The organism is Streptomyces sp. NPDC051567, assembly GCF_044454165.1.
Taxonomy (GTDB): domain Bacteria; phylum Actinomycetota; class Actinomycetes; order Streptomycetales; family Streptomycetaceae; genus Streptomyces.
Genome location: NZ_JBITDK010000002.1, coordinates 319,992 through 335,899 on the forward strand (window position 1 = coordinate 319,992; position 15,908 = coordinate 335,899).

The window sequence follows — 15,908 nt, forward strand, 5'->3', positions numbered from 1 at the left end:
GGTGAACCGGCCGGGCGTCGGGGTGTTCAGGGGTTGTCGGGCGGCGGGCGGTTACGCGAAGCGCTGGGCGGAGGAGCCGTTGCAGGGCTGGAGGCGGAGCTGGTCGCGGGCGGCGGCGACGGTCAGGCACAGGGACGGGGCGCCGGCCGGGCGGAGGGTGGAGCCGTCGCGGACGAACTGCTGGTTGGCGCCACCGTGGCAGTTCCAGATGATCAGGCCGGTGCCGGAGCCGTAGCCGCCGGGGACGTCCAGGCAGCGGTCGTGGGTGAGTTCGGTACGGACGGTCTTGCGGGCCGCGTCGTACCACCAGCCCTGGTTACGGCCGCCGTGGCAGTCCCAGCCCATCACCTTCGTGTCGTTGGCGCTGGAGCCGCCGAAGACGTCGAGACAGGTGCCGGTCGCCTCGGCGCGCAGCGGCTTGAAGAGGTCGTCCCAGGCCCCGGCCTGGAGGACGGGCGTGCCGGTGCTCACCGGGTCGGCGCACGACGCCTCGCGCAGGCCCGAGGTGTAGAGCTGGGTCAGACAGGACGCGAAGGCGCCGTGGCCCCGGTAGTTGGGGTGGAAGGACTGGCGGGCGGTGTTCTCGTCCCACGGGAAGTGGTCGGCGAGGTCCAGGTAGAGGCCGCGGGCCCAGGTGTCCTCCATGCACACCTCGTGGCCGTGGAAGAGGCGCGAGTTGTCGAGGTAGGTGGCTCCGGAGGCGAGGGCCGCCGCGCGGATGCCCTTCTCGAAGGTGGGGACGGCGTAGTTGCGGCCCCAGGCGGCGTCGGAGTCGTAGCCGGCGCAGCCGCCGGGGAGCTTTCCGGGGAAGTTGGGGTTGTCGTTGTAGTCGGGGCCGATGGGGCTGGGGTAGCCCATGACGACCATCTTGTAGTCGGTGTCCGCGTACCCGGCGCCGCGCATGACCGTCCGCAGGTCCGCGACGGTGGCCTCGACCTTGGGCCGCAGGCCGTCGACGCGGGCCTGCCAGCCCGGGGCGTACTTGGGCTCGCAGGGGCCCTGCGGGAGGACCCAGCGGGTGACGCAGTCGGTCATCACGGGGCCGAACTGGAGGTCGTCGTTGGCCCCGGCGACCAGCAGCACCATCTTGATCTTCGTGTTGCGGGCCTTGACGGCGAGGCTGTCGCTCTGCACCAGCTCGTCGGCGTACTGCTTCCCGCCGCCGATCCGGATGTTGCCGGTGTACGCGCCCGAGCAGGCGACGTTGAAGGTCAGGTCGGCCTGGATGCCGGTGCGGTGGATCGCCGCGTCGGGCGAGCGGTGGCACTGGTTGGTGGGCGTGTTGGTCGCCGGGTCGTAGTTCCCGACGCCCTCGCCCGAGATCTCGCTGTCGCCCAGTGAGATGAGACCGCTCTTGCGCTCCGCGAGCGGGCGGATCGCGGGGTTCCCGTAGATCCGGGTGGCCTCGGCGGCCCGGATCGCCTCCAGCTCGGGTGAGAGCGGAGTGACGGCCGAAGCCCGGGGGGCCGGTGCGGCCGGGGCGGCGGCCTGGGCCGTGGGGGTGACGGCGGTGACGCCCCCGAGAGCGGCCACGGCCGCCGCCAGGGCGGCGACGGTAGACCTGAGCCTGGGCTTCGTACGTGCACGTGCCATGAACGCCTCCCCGATGTCAGTGTTACCCACGGTATTTACTGGCCGGTAGCCGAATTGGGAACACCTCGAACAAGACAATTGCTCAACTTCTTCAGGAGGCGAGGAAAATGACCGAGGTTCAGCAGCCCGAGGAACAGGCCGGAGCGCCGTCCGGAGCACAGCCGGGAGCGGGAGCGGCGCCCGGGGCGTTCCGCACCGAGCACGACTCCATGGGTGACGTACAGGTCCCGGCGCACGCCAAGTGGCGGGCCCAGACCCAGCGCGCGGTGGAGAACTTCCCCGTCTCCGGCCAGCGGCTGGAGCGCGCCCACATCGCGGCCCTGGCCCGGATCAAGGGGGCGGCGGCCACCGTCAACGCGCGGCTCGGCGTCATCGACGCGCGGACGGCCGCCGCGATCCGCTCCGCCGCCGACGAGGTCGCCGAGGGGCGCTGGGACGACCACTTCCCGGTGGACGTCTTCCAGACCGGTTCGGGGACCTCCTCGAACATGAATGCCAACGAGGTGATCGCCACCCTGGCGGCCGAGCGGCTGGGGCGGGAGGTCCACCCCAACGACCAGGTCAACGCCTCGCAGAGCTCCAACGACGTCTTCCCCTCCTCCGTGCACATCGCCGCGACCGGCGCCGTCCTCGGCGAGCTGATCCCGGCCCTGGAGCACCTGGCCGCCGCGCTGGAGCGCAAGGCCGCCGCGTTCGCGGGGGTCGTCAAGGCCGGGCGGACCCACCTGATGGACGCCACCCCGGTCACCCTCGGCCAGGAGTTCGGCGGGTACGCGGCCCAGATCCGCTACGGCGTCGAACGGCTGCGCTCCGCCCTGCCCCGGCTCGCCGAACTGCCGCTGGGCGGGACGGCGGTGGGCACGGGGATCAACACCCCGCCCGGGTTCTCCGCCGCCGTGATCACCGAGGTGGCCGCCGCCACCGGGCTGCCGCTGACCGAGGCGCGCGACCACTTCGAGGCCCAGGGGGCGCGGGACGCGCTGGTGGAGACCTCGGGGATGCTCCGTACGGTCGCCGTCTCGCTCACGAAGATCTGCAACGACCTCCGCTGGATGGCTTCCGGGCCGCGCACCGGATTGGCCGAAATCCATCTGCCGGATCTCCAGCCGGGGTCCTCGATCATGCCCGGAAAGGTCAATCCGGTGGTCCCGGAGGCCGTTCTGATGGTCGCCGCGCAGGTGATGGGGAACGACGCCACGGTCGCGGTGGCGGGCGCGTCGGGCAACTTCGAACTCAATGTGATGCTCCCGGTGATGGCCCGCAACCTCCTCGAATCGATCCGGCTGCTCGGCTCCGCGAGCCGGCTGCTGGCCGACCGCACGATCGACGGGATCACCGCCGACACGGCCCGGGCCAGGGAGTACGCCGAGTCCTCGCCCTCGGTGGTGACCCCGCTGAACCGGTACCTCGGCTACGAGGAGGCCGCCAAGGTCGCCAAGAAGGCCCTCGCCGAACGGAAGACGATCAGGGAGACGGTCCTGGAGTCCGGCTACGTCGAGCGGGGCGCCCTCACCCTGGAACAGCTGGACGAGGCGTTGGACGTGCTGCGGATGACCCGGCCCTGAGAAAGAGCCCCGGGAGGGGCCGGATTCGGTCGATTCCCGTCCCCGCAGACCTCCGTGACCTGCACCGCAGCGGGGGCGCGGGGGGCCGTCCTAAGATCTGCGCATGACAGGAACCTCCAGGCCCGGGGGCGGGACGGCGCGGGACGGCGCGCGGGGCGCGTACTGGGAGCCCGGGGAGCAGATCCTCTGGCGTTACCGCGACCACTCCCCGGGGACGAAGGGCCGGGTGCACATCTGCCGCCCGGTGACCGTGGTGCGGGACAGCGCGGAGCTGCTGGCGGCCTGGATGGCGCCCGGCACCGAGTGCGTCAAGCCGGTGCTCGCCGACGGCACTCCCGTCCACGAGGAGCCGCTGGCCACCCGGTACACCGCGCCCCGGACCACGGCGCGTTCGCGGTGGGCCGGCACGGGCGTGCTGAAACTGGCCCGGCCCGGGGACCCGTGGTCGGTGTGGCTGTTCTGGGAGCACGGCTGGCGGTTCAAGAGCTGGTACGTGAACCTGGAGGCGCCGCGGTCGCGGTGGTCCGGCGGGGTCGACTCCGAGGACCACTTCCTCGACATCTCCGTCTACCCGGACCGGAGTTGGAAGTGGCGCGACGAGGACGAGTTCGCGCAGGCGCAGCGGTCCGGCCTGATGGGTCCGGGGCAGGCGCGGCGGGTGCGGGAGGCGGGCCGGGCGGCGATGGGCCTGATCAAGGAGTGGGGGACGCCGTTCCGCGACGGCTGGCAGGACTGGCGGCCCGATCCGGCCTGGGAGGTTCCGGAGCTGCCGGGTGACTGGGACCGCACCCCGGCGCACATGTCGTCATGAGACCCTTGATGCGCCCCCGGGGCCCGAACGTAGGATCGTTGTCCGCGTCGCCGCACGTACGGTCGGCACGGGCGACCGGTGCACGTACCGTCGGTGCGCACGGGCGGCGCGCGGGACACTCCCTCGCAAGCACCGTGCGGTGCGCGTGAGGTGACCGGGGGTCATCACCGAGCGAGAGGCGACGAGCGGGCGGGGGATGCCCCGGACGGGTTTCCGGGGGTGCCTCCGGAGGAAGTCCGGGGAGAGGTACCGCGGGGCGATGGTGTCCCCGCCGCTGAGCGGGTATACCGCGACTGACCGAGTTGAGTGCAGCGCACATCGAGCGCAAACGGACGGAATTGCACGCGTGACGGAGTACCCCACCTCTCAGGAGGGCCCGCAGCCTGCCACGGCCGCCGCGACCCCGGCCCCGGGCGGCTCCGCCGTGCCCTCGGCCGCCGGTGTGGTGGCCGACGACCTGGGCCACGGCAAGGCGCCCGTCCCGGCGGAGGCCACCCGCCCGGAGATCCCGACGGCCCGCCGCCCGGACCCCGGCCCGGAGGGCGTCCCCGCACGGGACACCGAGGCAGCGCACAACGCGGGGCACGGCGAGGACCCCGGCCCGGCCACGGCTCCGGCCGAGTCCGTCGCCTTCGGCGACGGTGGCGGGGGTGCCGGACGCCACGGCGGGGGCGCGGTGATAGCGGGAGGCCAGGCGGGGGAGACCGGGGTGGCCCGCCGCGAGGGGGACCGGCTGCGTTTCGTCGGGGCCGCCACGCGGCGCATCGCCCGCGGCATCGACCTGGACGAGATCGTGCTCGGCCTGTGCCGGGCCACGGTGCCGACCTTCTCGGACGCCATCCTGGTCTACCTCCGCGACCCGCTCCCGGTCGGGGACGAGCGTCCGGTCGGCCCGATGGTGCTGCGGCTGCGGCGCACCGACCGGCTCCGGCCGATCGACGACCTCATCGACGGCACCAAGGCCGCCGTGGGCTTCGCCGTGGGACTCGACCTGGCCGGGGTCACGGGTGCCTCCGGCGAGCTGGACTTCAGCCAGCTCCCGCTGGTCGGCCCGCAGGGTGACCTGCCCGCGGCGGAGCTGTGCGAGATCCGGGCCGGCGGCGCGCTCGCCGAGGTGCTGCGCGGCGTACGGCCCGTCTTCGGTTCCTCCGCCGCGGCGCGGGCGGCCCTGCCCGAGCTGCTGGGGGCCGAGCATCCGCTGCCGGGCGGCCAGCGGGCGATCCTGGCCCCGCTGCGCGGCCGGCGCCGGGTGATCGGGGCCGCCGTCTTCCTGCGCAGCCCCGAGCGGCCCGCCTTCGAGCAGAACGACCTGCTGGTCGCCGCCCAGCTGGCCACCCACACCGCGCTCGGCATCGACAAGGCCGTCCTGTACGGCCGTGAGGCGTCCATCGCCGACGAGCTCCAGCGCACCATGCTCCCCGACAGCCTCCCCCAGCCCACCGGGGTGCGGCTGGCCTCCCGGTACCTGCCCGCGGCCGAGACGGCCCGGGTGGGCGGCGACTGGTACGACGCCATACCGCTGCCCGGCAGCCGGGTCGCGCTCGTCGTCGGCGACGTCATGGGCCACTCCATGACCTCCGCCGCGATCATGGGGCAGCTGCGCACCACCGCGCAGACCCTGGCCCAGCTCGACCTGCCGCCGGCCGAGGTCCTGCACCATCTGGACGAGCAGGCGCAGCGGCTCGGCTCCGACCGGATGGCCACCTGCCTGTACGCGGTCTACGACCCGGTCTCGCACCGGATCACCATCGCCAACGCGGGCCATCCGCCGCCGGTCCTGCTGCACCTGGGCGGCCTGGCGGAGGTGCTCAAGGTGCCCTCCGGTGCCCCGATCGGCGTAGGCGGGGTGGATTTCGAGGCCGTGGAGCTGGACGCCCCGGCCGGGGCCACCCTGCTGCTGTACACCGACGGGCTGGTGGAGTCCCGGATGCGGGACGTGTGGACGGGCATCGAGCAGTTGCGCGAGCGGCTGGCCACCACCGCCCAGCTGACGGGTCTGGACCACCCGCCGCCGCTGGAGGCGCTGTGCGACGACGTCCTGGACATGCTCGGCCCCGGTGACCGGGACGACGACATCGCGCTGCTCGCGGCGCGTTTCGTGGGGATCGCGCCCAACGACGTCGCGTACTGGTCCCTGGACCCGGAGGAGACGGCTCCGGGCCGGGCCCGCCGGTTCGCGCGGCGCGCGCTGGCCCGCTGGGGGCTGGAGGAGGAGCTGAGCGACTCGCTGGAGCTGCTGGTCAGCGAGGTGGTCACCAATGCCGTCCGGTACGCCGAGCGGCCGGTCACCCTGCGGCTGCTGCGGACGGACGTGCTGCGCTGCGAGGTCGGCGACGACTCCCCGCAGCTGCCCCGCCAGCGCCGGGCCCGGGACACCGACGAGGGCGGGCGGGGCCTGTTCCTCGTCAACCGGATGGCCCGCCGCTGGGGTGCCACCCGGCTGAGCAGCGGGAAGGTGGTCTGGTTCGAGCTCGCGTTGCCGGGGTCCCCGGAGCGGCGTTGACTGGCGGGCGGGGGTGCCTCCCGGCGACCGGCCGGGAGGCGGTGACCCGCCCGACCCCGCCACGGGAGGACGCTCGTGACCCAGGACGCGCAGAGCATTCCGTACACGACCGACAACGTCGGCATCCCGGTGGAGAGTGACGAGCACTCCCTCACCGTGGGCCGTGACGGTCCGATCCTGCTCCACGACCACTACGTGATCGAGAAGATGGCCCAGTTCAACCGGGAACGGGTTCCCGAACGGGTGGTCCATGCCAAGGGCGCGGGCGCGTACGGCTCGTTCCAGGTGACGAACGACATCAGCCAGTTCACCAAGGCCGATCTTTTCCAGCCGGGCCGGCGCACCGAGATGCTGGCCCGGTTCTCGACGGTCGCCGGGGAGCAGGGCTCCCCCGACACCTGGCGGGACCCGCGCGGTTTCGCCCTGAAGTTCTACACCGAGCACGGCGTCTACGACCTGGTCGGCAACAACACCCCGGTCTTCTTCGTCCGGGACCCGACCAAGTTCCAGGACTTCATCCACTCCCAGAAGCGCCGCCCCGACAACGGGCTGCGCGACCACGACATGCAGTGGGACTTCTGGACGCTCTCCCCCGAGACCGCGCACCAGGTGGCGTGGCTGATGGGTGACCGGGGCATCCCGCGCGGCTACCGGCACATGAACGGCTACGGCTCGCACACCTACCTGTGGGTCAACGGCGGCGGTGAGCGGTTCTGGGTGAAGTACCACTTCAAGACGGACCAGGGCGCCGAGTTCCTGACGCAGGCGGACGCCGACCGGCTCGCGGGCGAGGACCCCGACCACCACCGGCACGACCTCTTCGAGGCCATCGCGGGCGGTGAGCCGCCGAGCTGGACGCTGCGGGTCCAGGTGATGCCGTTCGAGGACGCGGCGGGGTACCGCTTCAACCCGTTCGACCTGACCAAGGTGTGGCCGCACGGCGACTACCCGCTGATCGAGGTCGGCCGGATGACCCTGGACCGGAACCCGGAGGACTACTTCGTCCACATCGAGCAGGCCGCGTTCGAGCCCTCGAACATGGTGCCGGGGATCGGGCCGTCGCCCGACAAGATGCTGCTGGGGCGGCTGTTCTCGTACCCGGACGCGCACCGCTACCGGATCGGGACGAACTACGCGCAGCTGCCGCCGAACCGGCCCCGGTCGCGGGTCTCCTCGTACGCGAAGGACGGGGCGATGCGCTTCGAGCCGTCGAGCGCGGCGCGCCCGTACGCGCCCAACTCGTACGGGGGTCCGGCGGCGGACACCGCGCGGTTCGGCAAGCCCGCGGGCTGGGCCTCGGCGGGCGAGATGGTCCGCGAGGCGTACTCCCCGCACAGCCAGGACGACGACTGGGGGCAGGCGGGCACGCTGGTGCGGCAGGTCTTCGACGACGCGGCGCGCGACCGGCTGGTGGCGAACGTCAGCGGGCACCTGAAGGACGGGGTCAGCGGCCCGGTCCTGGAGCGCGCCTTCCAGTACTGGCGCAACATCGACAAGGCCACCGGTGACCGGATCGCGGCGGCGGTGAGCGGCTGAGCGCCGCGCCCGCCGCGCCCCGCGTCGTCCGCCGAGCCCTGTCTCCTGAGCCCTGTCTCCTGGGCCCTGCCTGCTGGGCCCGCTGAGGGCCCGGCAGGAGCCGCCACGGCAGACCGCCGCCCCGCCGCGTGGGAACGCGGCGGGGCGGCGGTCCGCGAGGCCCTGAGGGCCCTGCGGGGTGCGCGGGGCCGGTGAGGCGCCGGGGCCCGGTCGTGGGGGCCGGTCACTCCGTGACCGGCGGGTCCAGGGTCTTCGTCGGGGGAGGCGTCGGGGGCTTCGTCGTGTTCCCGGTCGGGTCGGGCTTGTTCGAGCTCTGGCCCGGGTTCGGACTGTTCGGGGTCTGGCCGTTGGTCGGGGTGTGCGACTGCGGCCGGCCGGTGCTGCCGCTGCTGCTGCTACTGCCGGTCGGCGTCGTGCTGGAGGACTGGGTCGACGTGGCCGTGGAGGTCGGCGTGGACGAGGTGGTGCGGCTCGGGGCGGCCGGGGTGCCCATCTCGGCCTCGGACAGGTCGAACCTCCCGGCGGTCTGGCCCTTGAGCGCGGCCAGCGTGTACGCCTTCCAGATCTCGGCCGGGAAGGAGGAACCGCCCGCGCGGCCACCGCCCGCGGTACCGGTCAGGGTGACCTGCCTGGCGGTGACGGGCTCCTCGCCGAACATCGCGACGACGGTGACCAGCTCCGGGGTGTACCCGGTGAACCAGCCGGACATGTTGGACTCGGTGGTACCGGTCTTGCCGGCGGCCTCGTAGGCGGAGCTGCGCACGGCCTTGGCCGAGCCGTCGTTGACGACGCCGGTGAGGACCTTGGTGACGGTGTCGGCGCTCTCGCGGCTGATGGCCTGGGCGCCGACGGCCTCGACCGGGGTGAACGTGCGGTCCTTGTGCTCGGCGGACTTGATGACGGTCGGGGTGACCTTCTTGCCGTGGTTGCCCAGGGTGGCGTAGACCGCGGCCATCTCCACGGTGTTCGCGTTCATGGTGCCGAGCGACATGGCGGGCCGGTCCTCGGGCCAGCCGTCGCGGCTCTTCATGCCGAGGGCGAGGGCCGTCTTCTTCACGTTCACCGGCTTGGCGTCCACGATCATCTGCGCGTAGACGGAGTTCACCGAGGAGTTGGTGGCCTCCTGGACGGTGATCATCGGGTCGCCGTAGTTGATGTCGTCCTGGTTCTGCGGGTTGAACGGGATGTTGCTGCCGACCACGGGGCGCTTGCTGGTGCCGTCGTAGAGGGCGTTGGGGGTGATCGGCTTGCTGTCCTGGGTGGTCGCCTTGTTCTCCAGGGCGGAGGCGAGGACGACCGGCTTGAAGGTGGAGCCGGGCTGGTAGTCGGAGCGCAGGGCGTTGCTCGACCAGTGTTCCGCGAGGCCGGTACCGCCGTACATCGCGACGATCGCACCGGTCTTGGGGTCCACCGAAGTGGCTCCGGCCTGCACGTTCTGGTCGACCGGGCGGCTCTTGGTGTCCTTGCGGTCGAGCTTGGACTCCAGCTCGTCCAGGACGGCCTTCTCCAGCGCCGCCTGCTTCTTCTTGTCGATGTTGAGGGTGATCGTCCAGCCGCCGGCCTTGATCTGGGCGTCGGTGATGCCCTGCCGCTTCAGCTCGGCGTCGGCGGCCTGGATCAGGTAGCCGTTCTGGCCCTCCTGGCCCGGGGCGGGCTTGGGCTTGATGGGCTCCGGGAAGACCAGCGTCTTGCGCTTGGCCGCGTCCAGCTTGCCCATGTCGACCATGTTGTCCAGGGTGCCGTTGAACCGGACCCCGATCAGGCCCTTGGTCTTCTCGCTGGCCACCGCCCAGTCGTAGTCGCTGGGGGCCTGGAGGAGGGTGACGAGGTAGGCGCCCTGCTCGACCGTCAGCTTCTCGGCGTCGATGCCGTAGTACGCCTGGGCCGCGGCCTGGATGCCGTAGGCGCTGCGGCCGTAGTAGCTGGTGTTCATGTAGCCGGCCAGGATGTCGTCCTTGGACATGTCCTGGTCGACCTTGATGGAGATGACCATCTCCTTGAGCTTGCGGGTGACCGTCTGCTCCTGGGAGAGGTAGAAGTTCTTGACGTACTGCTGGGTGATCGTCGAACCGCCGGCCTTGCCCTTGCCGGAGACCGTGGCCCACACGCCCCGGGCCAGACCCTTGAAGTCGATGCCCTGGTCGGTGCGGAAGGACTTGTTCTCGATCGCGATGAACGCCTCCTGGACGTCCACCGGGATCTTCTCGATCGGCAGGATCTCGCGGTTCATCTTGCCGGTGCGGGCCAGGATGGAGCCGTCGGCGTACTTGTAGACGTTGCTCTGGAGCGTCGCTTCGGCGTTGGCGTCGGGCTTTTCGACGTAGAAGTAGAGCCCCAGCAGGGCGGCCATGCCGAGCAGGACCATCCCCAAGGACGCCCCCAGGATCTTCTTCCAGGTGAAGAAGCGGCGTATGCCGGCCGGTTTGCCGGCGCTCCCCTTGCCCTTGTCCTTGGCGCGCCCGCTCGGCGCACGCCGCGCACCGCGCCGTTGCTGCGCCTTTCGCGCTTCTGCTCGGCCCATCGCTCCCGCTCCGCTCGATTACCCCCCCGACGTCAGCTCAGAAAGCTAACACCGCAGGTTCTGACAAAGGTCGGTCAATTGTGCTCAATGCCGGTCAATTCGGACGTGAGAATCAGCACCCACGCCAAGGGAACCGACGCCCATGAATACAGAAGGGTTGCGGGAAATCAAAAAAGTGATATCACTTTGATAGACGGTCCGACCGGCCGTCACCGAGGGAAACGGGGCAAACGATGACGAACGCAGTGGTCACACCGGACGGGGTACGGGAGTTCGCCGCACAGAGCGTGAGCGGTGGACTGGCCCTGATCCTGGGGCTGGTGGGCGTGGTGGCGGGGGCGGGCCTGATCGTGTTCGGCGCCCTGTCGGCGTCGGCCCTCGTCAAGGGATCGCTGATAGCGGGCGGCGTCCTGCTCACCGTCGCCTCCGGCATCGCGATGGGCGGGCTGAACATGGTGGCCCCGGGCGAGGCCCGCGTGGTCCAGCTCTTCGGCCGCTACCGGGGGACCCTGCGCAAGGACGGGCTCCGCTGGGTCAACCCGCTGACCACCCGGGAGAAGATCTCCACCCGGGTCCGCAACCACGAGACGGCCGTCCTGAAGGTCAACGACGCCTACGGCAACCCGATCGAACTGGCGGCGGTCGTGGTGTGGCGGGTGCGGGACACCGCGCGGGCCACCTTCGAGGTCGACGACTTCATGGAGTTCGTCGAGACCCAGACCGAGGCCGCGGTCCGGCACATCGCGATCGAGTACCCCTACGACGCGCACGAGGAGGGCGGCCTGTCGCTGCGCGGGAACGCCGAGGAGATCACCGAGAAGCTGGCGGTCGAGCTGCACGCCCGGGTGGAGGCGGCCGGGGTCGAGATCATCGAGTCCCGCTTCACCCACCTCGCGTACGCTCCGGAGATCGCCTCCGCGATGCTCCAGCGCCAGCAGGCCGGAGCGGTCGTGGCGGCCCGCAAGCTGATCGTGGAGGGTGCCGTGGGCATGGTCGAGCTGGCCCTGACCCGGCTGGCGGAGAAGGAGATCGTGGACCTGGACCCGGAACGCAAGGCCGCCATGGTCTCGAACCTGATGGTGGTCCTCTGCGGGGACCGCGCCGCCCAGCCGGTGCTCAACACGGGCACCCTGTACCAGTGACCCCCGCCGGTCCGGGCCCCGACCCCGCCTCCTCCCCCGCCCCCGGCGGCCAGGGGGCGGGTCGCCAGCAGCGCAAACAGGTGCTGCTGCGGCTGGACCCGCAGGTGTACGAGGCGCTCGCGCGCTGGGCGGGCGACGAGCTGCGCAGCGCGAACGCCCAGATCGAGTTCCTGCTGCGGCGCGCCCTGGCCGAGAGTGGCCGCCTCCCCTCCGCCCCGGGCCCGCTGCCCCGCCGGGGCCGGCCCCCGAAGTCGGCGGACCGAGGACAGGGGCCGCAGGACTGAGGACAGGCGCCGGGAGCGGGAGCGGAGGCGACCGGCCCAGGAGGACCCCGGCGGGGCCGGACCGCGCACAGCGGCCCGGCCCCGCCCGCGCGTCCGGGGCGGGCCGGGCCGGGGCCGGGGGCCGGGGGGGGCGGCGGGCCGGGGGACCGCCCCCGCCCCCGCCGCGCGGGGCCCCGTACAGAACCGTGACATACCCCGCTGACCTGCGAGAACAGCCACTCCGGCGGCGGCTGTACACCCCGGGTATACAACGTGTGTATACCTGCCGTGTACAGTCGCCGCCATGTCCATCGGTCACACTCTGCTCGGTCTCCTGGAGGCCGGCCCGCGCCACGGCTACGACCTCAAGCGCGCCTTCGACGAAAAGTTCGGCCACGACCGCCCCCTCGCCTACGGGCAGGTCTACTCGACCATGTCCCGCCTCCTGAAGAACGGCCTCGTCGAGGTCGACGGCATCGAGAGCGCGGGCGGCCCCGACCGCAAGCGGTACGCCATCACCGGGGCCGGCGTCACCGACGTCGAGAGCTGGCTCGCCCAGCCCGAGAAGCCCGAGCCGTACCTCCACTCGACCCTCTACACCAAGGTCGTCCTCGCCCTGCTCACCGGCCGCAGCGCCACCGGGCTGCTGGACACCCAGCGCGCCGAGCACCTGCGCCTCATGCGCGCCCTGACCCGGCGCAAGCGCAAGGGCGACCTCGCCGACCAGCTCGTCTGCGACCACGCCCTGTTCCACCTGGAGGCGGACCTGCGGTGGCTGGAACTCACCGCCGCCCGCCTCGACCAGCTCGCCCAGGAGGTACGCCGATGACCCCGGCCGGAACCCTGCTCGCCGCCACGGACCTCCGCAAGGCGTACGGGAGCACCCCCGCCCTGGACGGCGCGGAGTTCTCCATCCACCCCGGCGAGGTCGTGGCCGTCATGGGCCCCTCCGGCTCGGGCAAGTCCACCCTCCTGCACTGCCTCGCCGGGATCGTCACCCCCGACTCCGGCAGCATCACGTACGCCGGGCGCGAGCTGGGCACGATGAGCGACACCGAGCGCAGCGCCCTGCGCCGCGGCGAGTTCGGCTTCGTCTTCCAGTTCGGCCGGCTCGTCCCCGAACTGACCTGCGTGGAGAACGTCGCCCTGCCGCTGCGCCTGACCGGCGTCAGGCGCAAGGAGGCCGAACGGACCGCCCTGCACTGGATGGAACGGCTCAAGGTCGACGACCTCGGCGCCAAGCGGCCCGGCGAGGTCAGCGGCGGCCAGGGCCAGCGCGTGGCCGTCGCCCGCGCCCTGGTCACCGGCCCCCGCGTGATCTTCGCGGACGAGCCCACCGGCGCCCTCGACTCCCTCAACGGCGAGCTGGTGATGCAGCTCCTCACCGAGGCCGCGCGCTCCACCAACGCCGCCGTCGTCCTCGTCACGCACGAGACCCGCGTCGCCGCCTACTCCGACCGGGAGATCGTCGTGCGCGACGGCAAGTCCCGTGACATGGAGCGTTACGCATGAGTCACGGCGAGCGGAGCACGCTCCGGATCTGGGCCCGCGACCTCGGCATGGGCGTCCGGTTCGCCTGCGGCGGCGGGCGCGAGGGATGGACCCGTACCCTCCTGACCGGCGTGGGCGTCGGCCTCGGCGTCGCCCTGCTGCTGATCACCACCTCGCTGCCGGGCGCCCTGGGCGCCCGCGCCGACCGCCGCGACGCCCGCTCCACGGCGCACTCGCCGACCGCCGAGGCGCCCGGCCGCGACACCCTGCTGATCGCGCCCGTCGACCAGACCTACCGCGACCGGGGCGTCGACGGCAGCTTCGTGCGGGCCGAGGGCCCGGACGCGCCGCTCCCGCCGGGACTGACCTCGATCCCCGCCCCGGGCGAGATGGCCGTCTCCCCCGCCCTGCGCACCCTCCTCGGCTCCCCCGAGGGCGCGCTGCTGCGCGAACGACTCGACGGCAGGATCACCCAGGTCATCGGTGACACGGGGCTCGTCGGCCCCGGCGACCTGCTCTTCTACTACGGCAAGGGCGACCTCCGGCAGCTGAGCGGGGACGACCACCGCGTCCGCCGGGTGACCGGCTTCGCCGACACCGAGGAGGCCGACGCGCTCGACCCGGTCCTGATGCTCCTGGTGCTGCTGACCTTCGTCGCGCTGCTGACGCCCGTCGCCGTCTTCATCGCCGCCGCCGTCCGCTTCGGCGGCGAGCGCCGCGACCGCCGGCTCGCCGCGCTGCGGCTGATCGGCGCCGACGGCCGGACGGTCCGCCGGATCGCGGCCGGCGAGGCGGCGGCCGGGGCCGTGGCCGGGCTGGTGCTGGGTGCCGGGTTCTTCCTGGTCTGCCGCGGGCTGGTCACCGACTTCGTCCTCCAGCAGCGCAGTGTCTTCCCCGCAGACCTCAACCCGGCGCCCTGGCTGGCCGTGCTCGTCGCCGTCGGGGTGCCCGCCGCGGCCGTCGCGGTGACCCTGTTCACGCTGCGCGGCGTGATCATCGAGCCGCTGGGGGTGGTGCGGACGACCCGGCCGGTCAGGCGGCGCGGCTGGTGGCGGCTGGTGATGCCGGTGGCCGGGCTCGGCCTGCTCGCCCCGCTGGCGGGACGCGGCAACGAGGGGGGCGCCTTCAACCAGGTGCAGGTCAGTGCCGGTGTGGTGCTGCTGCTCGTCGGGATCACCGCGCTGCTGCCCTGGCTGCTGGAGCGGATCGTGAGCGGGCTCTCCGGCGGCCCGGTCTCCTGGCAGCTGGCCGTGCGCCGGCTCCAGGTCGACAGCGGCGGCGCCGCCCGCCTGGTCAACGGCATCGCGGTCGCCGTCGCCGGGGCCATCGCCCTCCAGATGATGTTCGCGGGCGTCGAGGCGAACTACACCGAGGAGACCGGCCAGGACCCGGACCGGGCGGCCCTCTCGATCATCGCGCTGCGGCAGGACATCGAGGGCGACCCGGCCGCGATGGAACGGCTCGGCCGGAAGATCGCCTCGGCGAAGGGCGTCACCAAGGCCGTCCCGCTGCTCCACACCGACGTGGCGCCCCGGCCCGTGGAGACGGGCCAGAGCATTCCGCTGACGATCGGGGGCTGCGAGGCCCTGCGGGAGATCGCCGTACTGGACTCCTGCGAGGACGGCGACGCGTTCGTCCTGAACCGGGTGCCGGGCAACAAGGAATCGTCGGGGCCCGGTTCCGCCGCGCCGGGCGACAGACTGTTCGCGGGCACCCTCTCCAGCGACGACCCGCAGGACCGGCCGGTGCCGTGGACCCTGCCGGCCGACGCCCGCAAGGTCTCCCCCCGCAAGGACCCGAACGGCAACCTGGAGGGCGGTCTGCTGGCGACGCCCTCGGCCGCGCCGAAGGGGATCGGCCGTTCCGGGTTCGCCAACGTGCTCGTGCAGATCGACCCGGCCGTGCCGGACGCCCTGGACCGGGCCCGCAACGCCGCCTTCGCGGCCGACCCGTACGCCACCGCGATGACGCTGACGCCCACCCGGCTGGACAGCACCTACGCGGCGATCCGCGTCGGCCTGTCCTTCGCCTCCGTCGCGGTGCTGGTCCTGATCGGGTCGAGCCTGCTGGTCTCGCAGCTGGAGCAGTTGCGCGAGCGCCGGAGGCTGATAGCGGCCCTGGTCGCCTTCGGTACCCGCCGCTCCACGCTGAGCCTGTCGGTGCTCTGGCAGACGGCCCTGCCGATCGGCCTGGGCCTGGGCCTGGCCATGATCGTCGGCCTGGGCCTGGGTTCCGTACTGCTGCGGATGACCGGCAACCCGGTCGCCGTCGACTGGACCTCGGTCCTGACGATGACCGGGGCCGGCGCGGGCGTGGTCGCCGCGGTGACCCTGCTCAGCCTGCCGCTCCTGCTGCGCCTGATGCGCCCGGACGGCCTGCGCACGGAGTGACGGCGGAGTGACGGCGGCGCGGGGGCCCGGCCGCCCGTCACGCCCGGCCCGTCACGCCCGGCCCGGCGCGTCCGCCCGTACGTCCCGCCCGTA

General features: G+C 72.6%; 11 protein-coding genes. 9 read left to right on the forward strand and 2 right to left on the reverse strand.

The window, feature by feature from the left end:
• Nucleotides 1-51 precede the first annotated feature (51 nt).
• Nucleotides 52-1,593 carry a ricin-type beta-trefoil lectin domain protein gene (locus ACIA5F_RS03605; protein ID WP_399348665.1) on the reverse strand — a complete coding sequence of 514 codons (1,542 nt, stop codon included), beginning with the start codon at nt 1,591-1,593 and terminating at the stop codon, nt 52-54.
• Nucleotides 1,594-1,802: 209 nt separating this feature from the next.
• On the opposite strand from ACIA5F_RS03605, the gene ACIA5F_RS03610 reads away from it, so the two are divergent.
• The 4 genes from ACIA5F_RS03610 (at nt 1,803) to ACIA5F_RS03625 (ending at nt 8,008) form a co-directional block, all read left to right on the forward strand.
• Nucleotides 1,803-3,158, forward strand: a complete 1,356-nt coding sequence (locus ACIA5F_RS03610; RefSeq protein WP_399348910.1) for a class II fumarate hydratase — start codon at nt 1,803-1,805, stop codon at nt 3,156-3,158.
• Between the two features lie 103 nt (nt 3,159-3,261).
• Nucleotides 3,262-3,969 (forward strand): DUF402 domain-containing protein, encoded by a 708-nt coding sequence (locus ACIA5F_RS03615; RefSeq protein ID WP_399348667.1) that lies wholly within the window; start codon nt 3,262-3,264, stop codon nt 3,967-3,969.
• A gap of 346 nt (nt 3,970-4,315) precedes the next feature.
• On the forward strand, nt 4,316-6,472 hold the full coding sequence (locus tag ACIA5F_RS03620; protein ID WP_399348669.1) for a SpoIIE family protein phosphatase: 2,157 nt from the start codon (nt 4,316-4,318) through the stop codon (nt 6,470-6,472).
• Nucleotides 6,473-6,547: 75 nt separating this feature from the next.
• A complete protein-coding gene (locus ACIA5F_RS03625; RefSeq protein ID WP_399348671.1) occupies nt 6,548-8,008 on the forward strand; it encodes a catalase in 1,461 nt (486 codons plus the stop codon).
• Nucleotides 8,009-8,231: 223 nt separating this feature from the next.
• Here ACIA5F_RS03625 and ACIA5F_RS03630 read toward each other — a convergent pair whose 3' ends face one another.
• A complete protein-coding gene (locus ACIA5F_RS03630) occupies nt 8,232-10,529 on the reverse strand; it encodes a transglycosylase domain-containing protein (RefSeq protein ID WP_399348673.1) in 2,298 nt (765 codons plus the stop codon).
• Nucleotides 10,530-10,762: 233 nt separating this feature from the next.
• Here ACIA5F_RS03630 and ACIA5F_RS03635 point away from each other — a divergent pair, with 233 nt between their 5' ends.
• The 5 genes from ACIA5F_RS03635 (at nt 10,763) to ACIA5F_RS03655 (ending at nt 15,815) form a co-directional block, all read left to right on the forward strand.
• The gene (locus ACIA5F_RS03635) at nt 10,763-11,671 is read left to right on the forward strand and encodes an SPFH domain-containing protein (RefSeq protein ID WP_399348675.1); all 909 of its coding nucleotides are present in this window, start codon (nt 10,763-10,765) and stop codon (nt 11,669-11,671) included.
• On the forward strand, nt 11,668-11,955 hold the full coding sequence (locus ACIA5F_RS03640; RefSeq protein WP_399348677.1) for a hypothetical protein: 288 nt from the start codon (nt 11,668-11,670) through the stop codon (nt 11,953-11,955). The genes ACIA5F_RS03635 and ACIA5F_RS03640 overlap by 4 nt, the downstream gene beginning before the upstream one ends.
• 283 nt (nt 11,956-12,238) lie before the next feature.
• Nucleotides 12,239-12,763: a PadR family transcriptional regulator gene (locus tag ACIA5F_RS03645; protein ID WP_399348679.1), complete on the forward strand. Its 525-nt coding sequence runs from the start codon at nt 12,239-12,241 to the stop codon at nt 12,761-12,763.
• Nucleotides 12,760-13,446, forward strand: a complete 687-nt coding sequence (locus tag ACIA5F_RS03650) for an ABC transporter ATP-binding protein (RefSeq protein WP_399348681.1) — start codon at nt 12,760-12,762, stop codon at nt 13,444-13,446. Before ACIA5F_RS03645 ends, ACIA5F_RS03650 begins: the two co-directional genes overlap by 4 nt.
• Complete coding sequence (locus ACIA5F_RS03655; protein ID WP_399348683.1) at nt 13,443-15,815, forward strand: ABC transporter permease; 2,373 nt, start codon at nt 13,443-13,445, stop codon at nt 15,813-15,815. Before ACIA5F_RS03650 ends, ACIA5F_RS03655 begins: the two co-directional genes overlap by 4 nt.
• Nucleotides 15,816-15,908 lie beyond the last annotated feature (93 nt).